The sequence below is a fragment of the Streptomyces sp. enrichment culture genome, assembly GCF_964272895.1.
Lineage (GTDB): Bacteria > Actinomycetota > Actinomycetes > Streptomycetales > Streptomycetaceae > Streptomyces.
Window position 1 is genome coordinate 6,805,893 of record NZ_OZ186832.1, and the last position, 16,616, is coordinate 6,822,508.

General features: G+C 74.6%; 11 protein-coding genes. 9 read left to right on the forward strand and 2 right to left on the reverse strand.

Annotated features, from left to right (window positions below; translation table 11 throughout):
* Window positions 1-89: 89 nt before the first annotated feature.
* A complete protein-coding gene (locus ACSU6M_RS30395; protein WP_437074018.1) occupies window positions 90-1,457 on the forward strand; it encodes a S1 family peptidase in 1,368 nt (455 codons plus the stop codon).
* A 183-nt stretch (window positions 1,458-1,640) separates the two neighbouring features.
* On the opposite strand, the gene ACSU6M_RS30400 is transcribed toward ACSU6M_RS30395, so the two are convergent.
* Entirely contained in the window at window positions 1,641-3,944 is a 2,304-nt protein-coding gene (locus tag ACSU6M_RS30400) for a PP2C family protein-serine/threonine phosphatase (RefSeq protein ID WP_437074020.1), read from the reverse strand.
* A gap of 279 nt (window positions 3,945-4,223) precedes the next feature.
* On the opposite strand from ACSU6M_RS30400, the gene ACSU6M_RS30405 reads away from it, so the two are divergent.
* From ACSU6M_RS30405 to ACSU6M_RS30440, 8 genes are all read left to right on the forward strand, one after another.
* Window positions 4,224-6,683: a SpoIIE family protein phosphatase gene (locus ACSU6M_RS30405; protein WP_437074021.1), complete on the forward strand. Its 2,460-nt coding sequence runs from the start codon at window positions 4,224-4,226 to the stop codon at window positions 6,681-6,683.
* A gap of 164 nt (window positions 6,684-6,847) precedes the next feature.
* Window positions 6,848-7,222: a hypothetical protein gene (locus ACSU6M_RS30410; protein WP_437074022.1), complete on the forward strand. Its 375-nt coding sequence runs from the start codon at window positions 6,848-6,850 to the stop codon at window positions 7,220-7,222.
* Between the two features lie 220 nt (window positions 7,223-7,442).
* Window positions 7,443-11,204, forward strand: coding sequence for an nSTAND1 domain-containing NTPase (locus ACSU6M_RS30415; RefSeq protein ID WP_437074024.1), 3,762 nt, complete (start codon window positions 7,443-7,445; stop codon window positions 11,202-11,204).
* A 154-nt stretch (window positions 11,205-11,358) separates the two neighbouring features.
* Window positions 11,359-12,201: a C40 family peptidase gene (locus ACSU6M_RS30420; protein ID WP_437074025.1), complete on the forward strand. Its 843-nt coding sequence runs from the start codon at window positions 11,359-11,361 to the stop codon at window positions 12,199-12,201.
* 94 nt (window positions 12,202-12,295) lie between these two features.
* Complete coding sequence (locus tag ACSU6M_RS30425; protein WP_437074026.1) at window positions 12,296-13,363, forward strand: glucose-1-phosphate thymidylyltransferase; 1,068 nt, start codon at window positions 12,296-12,298, stop codon at window positions 13,361-13,363.
* A gap of 16 nt (window positions 13,364-13,379) precedes the next feature.
* The gene (gene rfbB / locus ACSU6M_RS30430) at window positions 13,380-14,345 is read left to right on the forward strand and encodes a dTDP-glucose 4,6-dehydratase (RefSeq protein WP_437074027.1); all 966 of its coding nucleotides are present in this window, start codon (window positions 13,380-13,382) and stop codon (window positions 14,343-14,345) included.
* Window positions 14,342-15,217, forward strand: coding sequence for a dTDP-4-dehydrorhamnose reductase (gene rfbD, locus ACSU6M_RS30435; RefSeq protein WP_437074029.1), 876 nt, complete (start codon window positions 14,342-14,344; stop codon window positions 15,215-15,217). Before rfbB ends, rfbD begins: the two co-directional genes overlap by 4 nt.
* Window positions 15,214-16,017: a class I SAM-dependent methyltransferase gene (locus tag ACSU6M_RS30440; protein ID WP_437074031.1), complete on the forward strand. Its 804-nt coding sequence runs from the start codon at window positions 15,214-15,216 to the stop codon at window positions 16,015-16,017. The genes rfbD and ACSU6M_RS30440 overlap by 4 nt, the downstream gene beginning before the upstream one ends.
* Here the strand turns inward: ACSU6M_RS30440 and rfbC are convergent.
* A complete protein-coding gene (gene rfbC / locus ACSU6M_RS30445) occupies window positions 16,007-16,615 on the reverse strand; it encodes a dTDP-4-dehydrorhamnose 3,5-epimerase (RefSeq protein ID WP_437074032.1) in 609 nt (202 codons plus the stop codon). The genes ACSU6M_RS30440 and rfbC overlap by 11 nt on opposite strands.
* Between the last annotated feature and the right edge of the window lies 1 nt (window position 16,616).

The window sequence follows — 16,616 nt, forward strand, 5'->3', positions numbered from 1 at the left end:
CGCGCCCCCTGCGTACCCCTGACCAACCAGGCGCCCCGACAGCCGCCGCCCGGCGGCCCGAGACTCCGTCCCCCAGGAGGTCGAGAAGGTTGAGTCACAAGCGAATGCCGAAGCGCAACGCCGCGATCGCGGCGGGAAGCGTGGTGGCGCTCGGCGCGGCGGCCCTGCTGCTGCCCCACGCCAACGCCTCCCAGGACGGCGCGACGGACGCGGCGGCGCCCAGAACCCTCAAGGCGGGCGACGCGGGATCGCTCGCCGAGCAGCTGGCCGCCGCCCTCGGCGACGCCTTCGCCGGCTCCTACTACGACGCCGGCAGGCAGCAGCTCGTCGTCAACGTGGTCGGCGACAACAACCAACTCGTCGTGCAGGCCAAGAAGGCCGGCGCGGCCGTCCGCCAGGTCGACAACAGCATGGCCGAACTGGAGGCCGCCGCACGCACCCTCAAGGCCGACGCCACCATTCCGGGCACCGCGTGGGCCGTCGACCCGCGCACCAACAAGATCGTCGTCACCGCCGACCGCACGGTCACCGGCGACAGGTGGGACACGCTGGAGTCCACGGTCGAGGGCCTCGGCTCCGGCATGGCGACGCTGCGCAAGTCCTCCGGGACCTTCAAGCCGTTCGCCTCCGGCGGCGACGCCATCTTCGGCGGTGGCTCCCGCTGCTCGCTCGGCTTCAACGTCGTCGCGGACGACGGCAGCCCCGCCTTCCTGACGGCCGGTCACTGCGGAGTCGCGGTCGAGCAGTGGTCCGACGCCCAGGGCGGGGCGCCGATCGCCACGGTCGACCAGGCCGTGTTCCCCGGCGCGGGCGACTTCGCGCTCGTCAGGTACGACGACCCGGCGACCCAGCCGCCCAGCGACGTGAACCTGGGCAATGGGCAGACGGTGGCCATCGACCAGGCCGCCGAGGCGGCGGTCGGACAGCAGGTGTTCCGGATGGGCAGTACGACGGGACTGCGCGACGGCCAGGTCACCGGACTGAACGCCACCGTCAACTACCCCGAGGGCACGGTCACCGGGCTCATCCAGACGAACGTCTGCGCCGAGCCCGGCGACAGCGGCGGCTCCCTGTTCACCCAGGACGGCAGCGCCATCGGACTCACCTCCGGCGGCAGCGGCGACTGCACCTCCGGCGGGGAGACGTTCTTCCAGCCGGTCACCACGGCGCTGGAGGCGGTCGGAGCGACCCTGGGCGGGGGCGGCGCGCAGGGCGCCGGCGAGGGCGACGCGGGCGCCGGATCCGGGGGAGACGAGGCCGGCGGGGGCCAGGACGCCGGTGCCGGTGCCGGTGCCGGTGCGGATGAGGGCGAGGACGCGGACGGCGGCGGCATCGGCGACGGTGACGGCGACAGCGACGGGGTCGGTGACGCCGACGGCAACCGCGACGGAATCGGCGCCGGCAACGGCATCGGCGCCGGACGGGAGGACGCTCCGGGACTGGTGCAGACCCACTGACACCCGCTCAGGGGACCGAGGAGCCGCGCGACCCCACCGCCCGGCTCACCCCACCTCGGTCCCCGGCCCCGCCGACCGCCCGTCCCCAGGCGGTCGGTGACACGCGGTCCGGTCCTCCTGCGCGGGACCGGACCGCGTCGTACCGCGTCGGCCTGCCCCGCAGACGCCCCCCGCAGAGGCCCCTCACCGCTGCGCCCGCAGCAACAGCAGCGCCACGTCGTCCAGGCGCTCCTCCGCCGCCGCGAGATGCCCCACCAGGGCGTCCGCCAGCCGGTCCAGCGGCTGGTCCCCGACCCGCGCGAGCCGTCGCCCGAGGGCGGCCAGCGCGTCCTCGATGTCCACGCCGGGGGACTCGATGAGGCCGTCGGTGTACAGCACGAGCACCGAGCCGGGCGCGAGCGCCACCTCGGTCGTCGGATACGCGGCGGAGGCGTCGATGCCCAGCAGCGGGCCGCCCGCCAGGTCCAGCACCCGTACCCGCCCGTCCGGCCGCAGCAGCAACGGCGGCGGATGCCCGGCCCGCGCCATCACCGCCCGCCCGTGGGCGGGATCGAGCCGCAGGTACAGACAGCTGGCGAACAGATCGGCGCCCAGGTCGATCAGCAGCCGGTTGGTGCTGGTCATCACCTGCTCCGGCGCCTGACCGACGGTCGTGTACGCCCGTACGGCGGTCCGCAGCTGCCCCATCAGCCCGGCCGCCGTCACGTTGTGCCCCTGCACGTCGCCTATCACCGCGGCCGCCTCACCCGCGGTCGGCACCAGGTCGTAGAAGTCGCCGCCGATGTCCATGCCGCGGGTGGCCGGCAGATAGCGCGCGGCCGCCGTCACGCCGGGCAGCGGCGGCAGGGAGTGCGGCAGCAGGGCCGCCTGCAGCCCGTGCGCGAGCTGGTGCTTGGCGTCGTAGAGCAGCGCCCGCTCCAGGGCCAGCGCGATCAGCCCGCTGAGGCTGATGAGCACCGCCCGTTCGTCGGTGGGGAAGGGGTGCGGCTCGGCGTAGGCGAGCACACAGGTGCCCACCGGCCGGCCGGAGGCGATCAGCGGCAGATACGCCCACGCGGCGAAGCCGTCCGGGGTCGCCAGGCGCGCCGGGTACAGCCGCTCCAGTTGGGCGCGGGACTCGAAGAACGCGGGCACCCCCGTGTTCAGGGCGTGCACCCCGGGCGTCTGCTGGGTCAGCGGGGCGCCGTCGAACCGCTCCACGATGTGCGGGTCGGGATAGCCCCGGTGCCCCAGCACATGCAGCCGGTTCGCCCGCGACCCGAGCACGACCACCGCCTGCGCGCCGACCGCCGGGGCGATCTCGTCGGCCACCAGCTGGACCACGTCCTGCGCGCCCACCGCCTCGGTCAGCGCCCCGGCGAGCGTCAGCACCTGCGAGATCGTCACCAGCCGCGACGGGGCCCCGCCGACGCGAGCCGAGGGCCCGCCCTGCGACGAACCGCCCTCCGAGGCCGCGCTCCCCGGCGAGCCGCCCTCCGACGCCCCGCCCTCCGGCGCCCCGCCGACCGGTGCCCGGCCCTCCGTATCGCCGCCCGAGCCCCCCGGTGCCCCGCCGGCCGCCCCGTCCGCGACCCCGGTACGGGGAGCCGCCGGCCCCATTGGCGCCACCCCCCGCGCACGGGTGATCCGCACACTGAGGCCGGTCGTGCTCGGGTACATCCGGAACGACAGCCAGTCACCCGGTGGGCGCAGCGCCACGAACGACGTGCCCTGCTGACTGAACAGCGCCGCCCGGTACCGGTCCTCGTACACCGGGTCGTTGAGCCAGGGCACCGACGCCCACAGCTGGGTGCCCAGCAGCCGGCTGACCGGGACGCCGATCAGCTCGGCGGCCGCCGCGTTGGCGAAGGCGACCCTGCCGTGCAGATCGAGCGAGCACAGCCCGTACGGCAGCCGCGCGACCATCCGCGCCGCCTCGACCGTGCCGAGGGTGCCCGCCACGCCCCCCACGGGCGGGCTGCCGAGGAGGTCCGGCTCGGGGGCGAGCGGCAGGCTCTGCTCGGCGGCCCGCTCCAGCCGCACCGCGAGCCTGCGGCAGGCCGCGGTCAGATGCTCGCGCTCGTGGTCGGACATCACCGGAGGGTGCGAGCCGGGCCAGGTCACGAACACCGCCCCGTAGACGGTGGTGTCCGTGGCCACCGGCAGCGCGGCCAGCGCGAAGGGGTACGGCAGGACCACCGCGATCCGCGGATACAGCCGGGCCATGTCCTCCTCGCCGCCCACCCACACCAGCCGCCGCTCGCGGGCCGCCTCGGCGACCGGGATCGGCGCGCCCAGCGCCACCCGCTCCCACGGCGCGGCGAACGCCCGCGGCAGCCCCGCCATCACCGCCATCTCCAGCACCGAATGCTCCTGCGACAGCAGATAGACGGCACCGGAGTGCGCATGCACCTCGTCCATCATCGCGGCGAGGGACAACGACAGCAGCGGCCGGCCGACCGGGGCACGGGAGGCCGCCGGCGCCTGCCCGTCGGACACGCCGACCACCTCCTCGCCCGGCCACGGGACACCGCCCCGCGCGCGAAGACGGGGCTGGTCTTCAAATCTCCCCCGACCGCGGCGACGGCGCACGGCGAGACGGCCCGCACGCCCACGGCGGATCCGCCCGGAAGGGCGAGCCGGCGCGAGGAGCCGGCCCTGCGTCCGCCGGGACAGCGTCGGGCGGGCCGGTCCGCTCCCCGCCCCTGCCCCGGCTCACCGCACACGCGGCCGTCCACCGGCGCGTTCGCGGCACAGGGGCTGCGCCGAGGCGTCATCCGCGTTGTAATGACGGACGTGGTCAGTGCGGGCGCCGAGGGACGAGGAGGCAGGGTTCAGCGTGCCGAGACCGCGCTGAAGGCCCTCACCGGAGACCCGGACGCGTCCGACCGGCTGCGCCGCCTGCTGGAGCAGGCGCTCGTCTTCACCTGCGCCACCTTCGCCGCCGTCTACACCCGGGCGGCCGCCCAGGACCTGCTGCGCCTCGTGGAGTCGGCCGGCGTGCCCCGCACCCTGTACGGGCTGCGCGACGGCTACCCGCTGTCCGGCCGCTCCCCGGCGGCGGACGCCCACCGCATCGGCCGCCCGCTGTGGCTCGGCCCCGAGGACCTCGCCGACGGCCCGGAGGCCCGCCGCACCCCCGCGGGCGGCTTCTGGCTGGCCGCGCTGCCCACCGACCCGGAGCGGGACGGCGGCTGCCTCCTCGCGGTCACCGAACGCCCCGGCGGCTTCGACGCCGAGGACCGCGCCTGTCTGGAGCTGATCGCCGACGCCGTCTCCAGCCCGGCCGCGGCCGAGCCCGTCGAGGGCGGTGTGATGCGGCCCGGCGGCTTCGTCCTCGCCGTGGACACCGGACGCGTCGAGGTCGGCGAGGAACTCCTGGACCTGTTCGGCCTGGACCCCGCCGAGTTCGACGGCAAGGTCGAGACACTGCTCGGCCTCACCGTCCCCGAGGACCTGCCCGCGCTGATGAGCGTCACCGAGGCCGACCACATGTCCATCGGCGAGCGCGAGCTGGAGTTCCGGGTGCTGCAACCCGACGGACCGCCGCGCTGGCTCCGGCTGCGCGGCCGGCTGCTGCCCGGCGGCGAGGGCGGCCCCGCCCGCCTCGTCGGCACCGTCGCCGACGCCTCCACGGTCCGGCCCGACATCACCGACGTCGCCCGCGTGCAGCGCCTCGCCGCCGCGCTCGCCACCGCCGGCACCGTCCGCGACGTCAGCCAGGCCGTCGTCGCCGCGCTGCGCACCCCGCTGCGCGCCGACCGCATCGCGCTCGCCGAACTGGAGGGCGACCGGCTCGTCGTCACCGTCCTCGACCCACCCGACCCCGAGTCCTGGCCCGAGCTGTGGCGCATGGAGTGGCGCACCGAGTGGCCCGACGCGCCGGTGCGGGCCATGCCCACCCTCGCCGCGGCCCTGGACGAGGGCCGCGCCCGCATCTGGCCCGCCGGCACCCACCTCGAACCCGCCCTCGCCGACGTCGGCCCCGGCGGCCTGGCGGTGCTCCCGCTGCCCGCCGCGGGCCGCATGGCCGGCGCCTGTCTGATCGGCTGGGACACCCCGCACGACTTCGGCCCCGACGAACGCGCCCTGCTCACCGCCTCCGCCGGTCTCGCGGGGCAGGCGCTGATGCGGGCCCGCGCCTTCGACGCCGAGCACGAGCTGGTCGGCATGCTCCAGCGCCAGCTGCTGCCCCGCCGCCTGCCCAAGCTCCCCGGCGCCGAGGCCGTCGCCCGCTATCTGCCCACCACCTCCGGCCTGGAGGTAGGCGGCGACTGGTACGACGTCATCCCGCTGCCCGACAACCATGTCGCCCTCGTCATCGGCGACGTCCAGGGCCACAGCGCGGCCGCCGCCACCCTGATGGGTCAGATGCGCACCGCCCTGCGCGCCTACGCCGCCGAGGGCCACCCGCCCGACGTCGTCGTCGCCCACGCCAACCGGCTCCTCGTCGACCTGGAGACCGACCTCTTCGTCACCTGCGCCTACGTCGACGTCGACCTGGAGGAAGGATCCGCCTGGAGCGTGCGCGCCGGACATCTGCCGCCGGTGCTGCGTCACCCGGACGGAAGAACCGAGACCGTCGAGGCCGAGGGCGGACTGCCGCTCGGCGTGGAACGGCAGGCCGACTTCCCGATGGCCCCGCTGCGCCTGCAACCCGGCACCGTGCTCGCCCTGACCACGGACGGACTGGTGGAGTCGGCGGGTGCCGACATCGACACCGGCCTCGCCCGGTTCGCGGCCGGCCTCGCCGCGGCCGACCCCGCCCATCTCGGCCTGGTCGCCGACGCCCTGCTCGGCAGCGCCCACCGCAGCGACGACATCGCCCTGCTCCTGATGCGCTACGACGGGATGGCCGTACGCCCCCGGCGGGAGAGCTGGACCGTCTGGCGCGTCCCCGAGGCCGTACGGCACGCCCGCCGCTTCACCCGGCGCACCCTGCGCGCCTGGGGGGTCGCCGAGGAGGCCGACGCCGTCCTGCTGATCGTCTCCGAGCTCGTCACCAACGCGCTCGTGCACACCGAGGGCCCGGTCCGCCTCGACCTCACCCTCGTCAACAGCCGGCTGCGGGTCGCCGTCGCCGACTCCTCCCCGCGCACCCCCGTCAAGCCCACCAGCATCGGCTGGGAGGCCACCGGTGGCCGCGGTCTGCTCCTCGTCGAGGCCATGTCGGCGACCTGGGGGACCCTGCCGGTCAGCGGCGGCAAGCAGGTGTGGTGCGAGGTCGCCCTCGACCGGGCCCCCTGAGGTGTTGCCTTCCCCTCGGTGAAAGACCAGGTCGGACCGGGTTTCCCGAGCCCCGCGACCAGGGGCGACGGGCAACCCGTCGACCCCGGCCCGCCGCCCGGACAGGCTGATGGCGACCGAGAAGCACGGCCTGCGAACCCGCAGGAGACCCGCAAGGGGGAAACATGCGTAACAAGATCCGCGGCGTCGCCGCACTCGCCACCGCCGCGGCCGCCGTCCTCACCCTCGGCGGCGCCGCCGAGGCCCGGCCCGCCGACTGGGACCGCTGCCCGGACGGCGCGGTCTGCATCTACCCCGAGGGCCGGGACCCGGAGACCGACCCCAGCGTCAACCCCACCCACGTCTTCTGGAGCTACGGCGCCCACAACCTGCGCAACCAGGTGGGGCACCACTGGGTCTACAACAACCAGACCGGCGGAGCCACCGCCAACCTGTGCACCCGGTACAACGGCGGCGGCTGCGGTGAGGCCATCCCCGCCGGCGTGGCCGTCTACGCCGACCTCACCCCGATCAACTCCGTCCGGCTGAACCGTCCCTGACCTTTTCCGGCCACGGGGGAGCAGGGCGTCCGGAACCGTCGTACGGCGGCTCCGGACGCCCGCCCGTGTCTCCGTCCCTTCCTCCCCGCGCTCGCCGCCGTCGCCGCTCCGGTTCCGCCGCTCCGGGTTTTTCGCCACTCCGGGTGAAAGACCTGCCGTCCCCCTCCGCCCCGGCAGTAGCCTGGGCGTCCGCCGTCTCACGACGTGGACGCACCATGCCATGGGGGACGTTTTGGGGGACCAGCAGCACGACCCGGCGGACGGGGAGCACAGCGCACCCGCGCCCTCCCCGCGGACCACCGCCTCCTTCCCCGCCCAGCTCAGACGACTGCGACAGCAGCGCGGCCTGTCGCTCGCCGACCTGGCCCGCCGCACCCACTACAGCAAGGGCTACCTCAGCAAGATCGAGACCGGAGCCAAGCGCGCCACGGTCGACGTCGCCCGCCGCTGCGACCAGATCCTGCGCGCCGACGGGGAGTTGCTGCGGCTGGTCGAGCAGCCCGGCCCCGACGAGCCCGCCTGCCCCTACCGCGGACTGTCGGCGTTCGGCCGGGCGGACGCGGCTTGGTTCTTCGGCCGGGAGCGGGCCACGGCGGCGCTCGTCGAACGGGCCTTCCAGCGGGTCGGCAAGGGGCCGGTGATGCTGGTCGCCCCCTCGGGAGCGGGCAAGTCGTCCCTGCTGCACGCCGGATTCGTGCCCGCGCTGGCCCGGCCCGGAGGCTTCCCCATGCCGGGCGCCGACCGGTGGCCGGTGATCACCCTCACCCCCACCGCCCGCCCCGTCGAGGAACTCCTGGAGCGCACCGCCAAGACCCTCGGCGTCCCGGAGCTGACGGGCCGCCCCGACCGGCTCCCGGCCGCCGTCCGCGCGGCCCTGCTCCCCGCGCCCCGCACCGAGCCCCCACCGCCGCCGCTGCGCCCGGTCCTGATCGTCGATCAGTTCGAGGAGCTGTTCACGCTCTGCTCCGACGAGACCGAGCGGCGCACCTTCGTCCGCCTGCTCACCGGGCTCGCCGCGTCCCCCGACGACGGCGCCCTGGTGATCCTCGGCGTCCGCGCCGACTTCTCCGGACGCTGCCTGGAACTGCCCGAGCTCGCCGAGGCGTTCACCGACGGCCTGTTCGTGCTGCCGCCGATGACCCCCGACGAACTCCGCGAGTCGATCACCCGCCCGGCCGAGCTCGCCGCGATCCCCCTGGAACCCGGCCTCGTCCCCCTGCTGCTGCGCGACGCGGGCCTGGCCACCCACACCTCCGCCGCCCTGCCGCTGGTCTCGCACGCCCTCCTCGCCACCTGGCAGCAGCGCGACGGCGCCGCCCTCACCGTCGCCGGGTACGAACGCACCGGCGGTATCCAGGGCGCGGTCGCCCGCACCGCCGAGAGCGTCTTCGCCGGGCTCTACCCGGCCGAACAGCGCACGGTACGGCGGCTGCTGTCCCGTCTGGTGCGGGTCGGCGACGAGACGGGACCGACCCGGCGCCGGGCCCGCCGCGCCGACCTGACCGCCCACCTCGCCGACGCGGACGGCGCCGGGCGCGCCCTGGACGCGTTCGTCCGGGCCCGGCTGATCACCGTCGACCAGGACACCGTGGAGATCGCCCACGAGGCGCTGCTGCACGCCTGGCCCCGGCTGCGCGACTGGGTCCACGCCGACCGCGCCGGACTCCTGGTCCACCAGCAGCTGGCCCACGCCGCCGCGGACTGGGAGAGGGAGGGCCGCGACCCGTCGGCCCTGTACCGCGGCAGCCGTCTGGAGACGGCCCGCGCCTGGGCCGAGGACGCGGACGGGCTCAGCCCCCTGGAGGAGGAGTTCCTCGCCGCGGCGCTCGCCGAGGAGGAGGCCCGCGGGCGGCAGGCGCGGCGCCAGACCCGGCTGCGGCAAGCCCTGCTGGCCGGCCTCGCGGTGCTCCTCGGTCTCGCCCTGACCGCGGGCGCCCTCGCCCAGCAGCAGCGCTCCGCCGCCCTCGCCCATGAGCGCGCCGCCCGCGCCCAGGCCCTCGCCGTACGCTCCGTCTCCGTGGCGGGCGGCCGCCCCGAGGCGTCGATGCTACTGGCCGAGGATGCCTACCGCCTCGACGCGGGCGCCGAGGCACGCGGCGCCCTGCTCAGCACCCAGGCCCAGCCGTTCTCCGCCCGCCTCACCGGGCATCGCGGCCCCGCCAACACGGTCGCCTTCGCCCCCGGCGGCCGGCTCCTGGCCAGCGGCAGCTCCGACGGCACGGTCCGGCTCCGCCGCCTGTCCGACCGCCGCCTCCTCGCCACCTTCCGGGTCCCCGGACGGATCCGCGCCGTCGCCTTCGCCCCGGACGGGCGGACCTTGGCGGCGACCTCGACGGACGGGCCCGTACGGCTGTTCGGCGTGGCGGAGACGGAGGACACCGCCGCTCTCGGGGGCGCCGCCGCCCGTGCCCTGGCCTTCGACCCCCGCGGCGCCCGCCTCGCCGTGGCCGCCGCCGACGGGACGGTCCAGATCTGGCGCACCCGCCCCCGCCCGCGCCGGGAGGCGGTCCTCCCCGGCCACGCCGGGAACGTCAACGCCCTCGCCTACACACCCGACGGACAGCGGCTGCTCTCCGTCGGCGCCGACGGGACCGTACGCCTGTGGGACCCGGACCTCGCGCGGCCGCTCGCCGCCCTGCGCGGGCACACCGGAGAGGTGCTCGGCCTCGCCGTCGCCCCCGGCGGACGCGCCCTGGCCACGGGCGGCACCGACCGGACCGTACGCCTGTGGGACCTCACCGCACGCCGGACCACCGCGACCCTCGCCGGCCACGGCGACGACGTCAACGCGCTGGTCTACACGCCCGACGGCACCACCGTCGTCAGCGCGGGCGGCGACGGCACCACCCGGCTGTGGGACGTGCGCGCCGCCCGCGCGGTCGCCACCCTGGCCGGGCACACCGACTACGTGCTCTCCGTCGCCGTGGACCCCGCCGGGCGCACCCTGGCCACCGCCGGGTTCGACCAGTCCGTGGCGTTGTGGGACCTGCGGGGCCGCGCGCTGACCGCCCGCCCCTTCACCGAGCTGTCGCGCGCCGACCACAGCCCCGACGGCAGGCTGCTCGCGGCGGCGGGCACGGACCACACCGTGCGGCTGTGGGACGTGCGGACGCGGCGGCCCGTGGCGACCCTGCGCGGCCATCGGCAGTCCGTGTTCGCGGTGGCCTTCGCCCCGGACGGGCGCACCCTCGCCTCGGCCGCGTCCGACGGCGACATCCGGCTGTGGGACGTGCGGACCCGGCGGCCCGTGGCGACCCTGCGCGGCCATCGGCAGCCCGTGTTCGCGGTGGCCTTCGCTCCCGACGGGCGCACCCTCGCCTCGGCCTCCGCCGACCGCACGGCACGCGTCTGGGACCTCACCGGACACCGCCCGCCCGCCGTGCTGGAGGGCCACACCGACTTCGTCAACGACCTGGCCTTCAGCCGCGACGGCCGCACCCTGGCCACCGCCGGCGACGATCTGACCGTGCGCCTGTGGGACGTGCCGGGTCACCGGCCGCGGGCCACGCTCACCGGCCACACCGGAGCCGTGCGCGCAGTGGCCTTCGGCCCCGACGGACGCACGCTGGCCAGCGGCGGCAACGACGGGACCGTCCGCCTGTGGGACCTGCGCCGGCACCGCCCCACCGGCACGCTCACCGGACACGCCGGATCGGTGCGCGGCATCGCGTTCTCCCCGGACGGCGGCAGGCTGGCCAGCAGCGGCGGCGACGGCACCGTACGCCTGTGGGACGTGCCGGCGCGGCGGCCCTGGGCGACCCTGACCGGGCACACGGGCGCGGTGTGGGGCGTGGACTTCGCGCCCGGCGGGCGCACCCTGGCCAGCGCCGGCAACGACGGCACCGTACGGCTGTGGGACCTGGACCCGGCGACACGGCTGACGGAGATCTGCCGGCTGCGGCGAGGGCTGGACACCGAGGCCCACGGACCGCTGCTCTCCGGCGTCGCGGTCGCCTCGGGACGCGGCTGCGCCGGACCCTGACACACCCTCAACCACCCTCAGGAGTGAGGGTTTCCCCAGGGTTGACCGTTGCCTCTTTCGAGTGGACCGCGCGCCGGGCGGGAGCATCCCGCCCCGCCTCGGGAGTCTGACAAGTGACCACCCCTCCGCGTGACCACGAAACGGGGACCCGACGATGATCCGCCGCACCTTGATCACCGGCGTGCTCGGCGCGCTGCTCGCCCTCCTCCTCGGCGCACCACCCACCACGGCCCTCGCCCCCGCCGACGACTGCCGCCCCCTCGCCCCCGGCGCCTCCCCGGCCGCCGAACGGGCCGTCGCCGCGGCCTGCGCGGAGGTCGCCGCGGGCACTTGGTACACATGGGGCGGCGGCCACGGCCCGCAGCCCGGCCCCACCTACGGCCAGGTCGACCCCGAGGACCCGGCCAGCGAGCACGATCCCGAGCGGCTCGGCTTCGACTGCTCCGGCCTGGTGCGCCACGCCTACGCCCGCGCCACCGGCCAGGACATCCTGAACGGCGTGGCGAGCGCCCAGTACTACACCCACCGCGCCGCCGAGCGGTTCACCCCCGACCAGGGCCTCGCCCCGCTGCTCCCCGGCGACCTGCTCGCCTGGGGCAGCTCCGACCACCTCAGGCACATCGCGATCTACCTCGGCGCGGGCCGGATGGTCGAGGCCCGCCAGTCCGGCACCAGGCTGATGGTCAGTGACGTCCGCCTGAACGCGAGCTACTTCGGTGCCCTGCGCGTCGAGACAGGACCGGTGTCCGGACCCCTGTTCTCCACCTGGGGCAGCGGTGTGTGGACCAAGGCCGAGCCCGCCACCGCGGCCCGCCGCGTGTACGCCTTCCCCGGCCCCACGACCGTCCGCGTCCGCTGCCAGAAACACGCCGAGCGCGTCACCTCCGACGGCTACACCAACGACGTGTGGTCCTACCTGCCGGACTACCGGGCCTGGATGACCAACATCTACCTCCGGGGCCCCGCCTGGCTACCGGGCGTGCCCGCCTGTCCCTGAGCCGCGCCGATGACCGTCCGGCGAACAACAGGGCAGGCGAAGAAGTACGCCGGGCAACCGCCGACCCCCGAAGATCCCCGCTATGGTGAAGCAGATGAAGGCACTCGTGCTGTCCGGAGGCGCCGGAACACGGTTGAGGCCGATCACCCACACCTCGGCCAAGCAACTCGTTCCGGTGGCAAACAAAGCCGTTCTCTTCTACGGCCTGGAATCGATCGCCGCGGCGGGGATCACCGACGTCGGACTCGTCGTCGGCGACACCGCAGAGGAGATCCAGGAGGCGGTGGGCGACGGCTCCAAGTTCGGCCTGGAGATCACCTACATCCCGCAGGAACGCCCGCTCGGACTCGCCCACGCGGTGCTGATCGCCCGTGACTACCTGGGCGACGACGACTTCGTGATGTACCTCGGCGACAACTTCATCGTCGGGGGCATCACCGGACTCGTCGAGGAGTTCCGCACCAGCCGCCCCGACGCCCAGATCCTGCTCACCCATGTCGCCGACCCGCGCGCCTTCGGCGTCGCCGAGCTCGGCCCCGACGGACAGGTCGTCGGGCTGGAGGAAAAGCCGGAGGAACCCAAGAGCGACCTCGCCCTGGTCGGCGTGTACCTGTTCACCCCGGCCATCCACGAGGCCGTCCGCGCCATCACCCCCTCCTGGCGCGGCGAGCTGGAGATCACCCACGCCATCCAGCACCTGCTCGACACCGGCGCCGACGTCCGCTCCACCGTGATCCACGGCTACTGGAAGGACACCGGCAACGTCGTCGACATGCTGGAGGTCAACCGCACCGTCCTGGAGACCATGGAACGGCGCATCGACGGCGAGGTCGACGAGGGCTCCGAGACCATCGGCCGGGTCGTGATCGAGGAGGGCGCCCGCGTGGTCAACTCCCGCATCGTCGGCCCCGTCGTGATCGGCCACAACACGGTCGTCACCGACTCCTACGTCGGCCCGTTCACCTCGGTCGCCGAGAACTGCCGCATCAAGGACAGCGAACTGGAGTTCTCGATCGTGCTGCGCGACTCCTCCATCGACGGGGTCGGCCGCATCGAGAACTCCCTCATCGGCCGCCATGTCGAGGTCACCCCGGCACCCAGCGTGCCCAGCGCCCACTGCCTCGTCCTCGGCGACCACAGCAAGGTCCAGATCCACACCTGAGGTGCACACCCCCGACATGAACCTCCTCGTCACCGGCGCCGCCGGGTTCATCGGCTCGACCTACGTCCGCATGCTGCTCGCGGACGACGGCCCCGATGCCCCGCACATCACGGTGCTGGACAAACTCACCTACGCCGGCACCCTCACCAACCTCCCGTCCGACCACCCCCGGCTGCGGTTCGTGCAGGGCGACATCTGCGACGCGCCGCTCGTCGACAAACTGGTCGCCGAGAGCGACCAGGTCGTGCACTTCGCGGCCGAGTCCCACGTCGACCGCTCCATCGAGGGCGCCGCCGACTTCGTCCGCACCAACGTCCTGGGCACCCAGACGCTGCTGGACGCGGCCCTGCGCCACGGCGTCGGCCCGTTCGTGCACATCTCCACGGACGAGGTGTACGGCTCCATCGAGACCGGCTCCTGGCCCGAGACCCATCCGCTGAGCCCCAACTCCCCGTACTCCGCCTCCAAGGCGTCCTCCGACCTGCTCGCCCTGGCCTACCACCGCACCCACGGCCTGGACGTGCGCGTCACCCGGTGCTCCAACAACTACGGCCCGCACCAGTTCCCCGAGAAGGTCATCCCGCTGTTCGTCACCAACCTCCTCGACGGCAAGAAGGTCCCGCTCTACGGCGAGGGCCTCAACGTCCGCGACTGGCTGCACGTCGAGGACCACTGCCACGGCGTGGAACTGGTGCGCACCAAGGGCCGCCCCGGCGAGGTCTACAACATCGGCGGCGGCACCGAACTCACGAACAAGCAGCTCACCGGCCTCCTGCTGGAAGCCTGCGGCGCCGGCTGGGACATGGTCGAGCACGTCACCGACCGCAAGGGCCACGACCTGCGCTACTCGGTCGACTGGACCAAGGCCCGCACCGAGCTCGGCTACACCCCCCGGCACGACTTCACCGCCGGGCTCGCCGCCACCGTCGACTGGTACCGGACCCACCGCGCCTGGTGGGAGCCGCTGAAGGAGCGCCGATGAAATGGCTCGTCACCGGTGCCGGCGGCATGCTCGGCCGCGACACCGTCACCGCCCTCACCCGCCGCGGCCAGGACGTGACCGGCCTGGACCACGCCGCCCTGGACATCACCAGCCTGAAGTCGGTGGAGGAGGCCCTCGCCGCCCACCACCCCGACCTGGTGGTCAACTGCGCCGCGTACACCGCGGTGGACGACGCCGAGACCGACGAGCGGACGGCCCTGCGGATCAACGGCGACGGCCCCCGCCTGCTGGCCCGCGCCTGCGCCGCGACCGGCGCCCGCATGCTGCACGTCTCCACCGACTACGTCTTCTCCGGCGAGGCCCGCACCGACGCCTACCCGGAGAACCACCCCACGGCCCCGCGCACCGCGTACGGCCGCACCAAACTCGCCGGCGAGCAGGCCGTCCTCGCCGAACTGCCCGAGCGCTCGGCGATCGTCCGCACGGCCTGGCTGTACGGCGTCCACGGCCGCAACTTCGTACGGACGATGCTGGACCTGGAGGCGTCCCGCGACACCGTCGACGTCGTCGACGACCAGCGCGGCCAGCCCACCTGGAGCGCCGACGTCGCCGAACGGCTCGCCGACCTCGGCCCGCTCATCGGCCCCGGTCTGCACGGCGTGTTCCATGCCACCTGCGCCGGCGAGGCCACCTGGTACGACCTGGCCCGCGCGGTCTTCGACGGCGTCGGCGCCGACCCCGACCGGGTGCGCCCCACCAGCAGCGCGGCCTACCCCCGGCCCGCGCCGCGCCCCGCGTACAGCGTCCTCGCGCACGACCGGTGGCAGGAGGCGAGCCTGCCCCCGCCGCGCGACTGGCGCGACGCCCTGCACGAGGCACTTCCCCTGATCCGCAAGGAGTCCCCTTCGTGAAACGCCATGAGTTCCTGCGCGACCTGCACAAGGCCACCGCGAACCGCAACTACCTGGAGATCGGCGTCAACGACGGCCGCTCGCTGCGGCTGTCGCGGGTGCCGAGCATCGCGATCGACCCCGCCTTCAAGGTCGTCACGGAGATCAAGTGCGACGTCCATCTGGTGAAGGCCACCAGTGACGACTTCTTCGCGCGTGAGAATCCCCTGCAGCACCTCAAGGGCGGTCGCCATCCGCTGCGCAACCTCAAGCGCGGCCGCAGCCCGTTCGGCTACTGGCGGCGCACCACGCTCGACCTGTCGTTCATCGACGGCATGCACCTGTTCGAGTACGCGCTGCGGGACTTCATCAACGTCGAGAAGCACTCGGACTGGTCCAGCGTGATCGTGTTCGACGACATGCTGCCGCGCAACATCGACGAGGCGGCCCGCGACCGGCACACCGGCGCCTGGACCGGCGACGTCTACAAGATCGTCGAAATCCTCGGCCGCTACCGCCCCGACCTGGTGACCGTCCTGGTCGACACCGAGCCGACCGGTCAGCTGGTGGTGTTCGGCGCCGACCCGGCCAACACCGTCCTCAGCGACAAGTACGACGAGATCATGGCCGAGTTCGACGTGCCCGACCCGCAGAAGGTGCCCGAGGCGATCCTGGACCGGGTGCGGGCGGTACGGCCCGAGACGCTGCTGTCCGCCGGGTTCTGGGGTCCGCTGGTGCGGGCCCGCAACCTCGGCGCGCGGCGCTCGCGGGGCTGGCCGCCGCTGCGCCGCGCGCTGGAGGAGTTCGCCGTCAGCCGCTGACCCGGCCGGTGCGCAGCCGCTCGTAGTGGGCGCGGCAGGTCTCGTACTCCGGAAGGAGTCCGTCCTGCCGCGCCCGCGCGAGCGTGGGTGCCTCGGCGTCCTTCGGGGAGAGCACCGGCTCGATGCCCCGCGGCCACTCGATGGCGAGGTCCGGATCGAGCGGGTGCACGCCGTGCTCGCGTTCCGGGGCGTATCCGGTGGAGCACAGATAGACGACCGTCGCGTCGTCGCTCAGCGCCATGAAGGCGTGCCCGAGGCCCTCGGAGAGGAACACCGCGTGCCGGGTGTCCTCGTCGAGGCGCACCGCCTCCCAGCTCCCGAACGAGGGCGAGCCCAGGCGCAGGTCCACGACGACGTCGAGGACCGCGCCACGCACACAGGTGACGTACTTGGCCTGGCCGGGCGGGGTGTCCGCGAAGTGCACCCCGCGCACCACGCCCCGGCGGGACACCGAGCAGTTGGCCTGCGCGAGCGTCAGGTCGTAGCCGGTGGCCTCGCGGAACTCCGCGCCGCGGTACCACTCGTGGAAGCTGCCCCGCTCGTCGGGGAACACCTTGGGCTCCAGCACCCAGGCACCCTCGATCTCCAGCGAACGCACG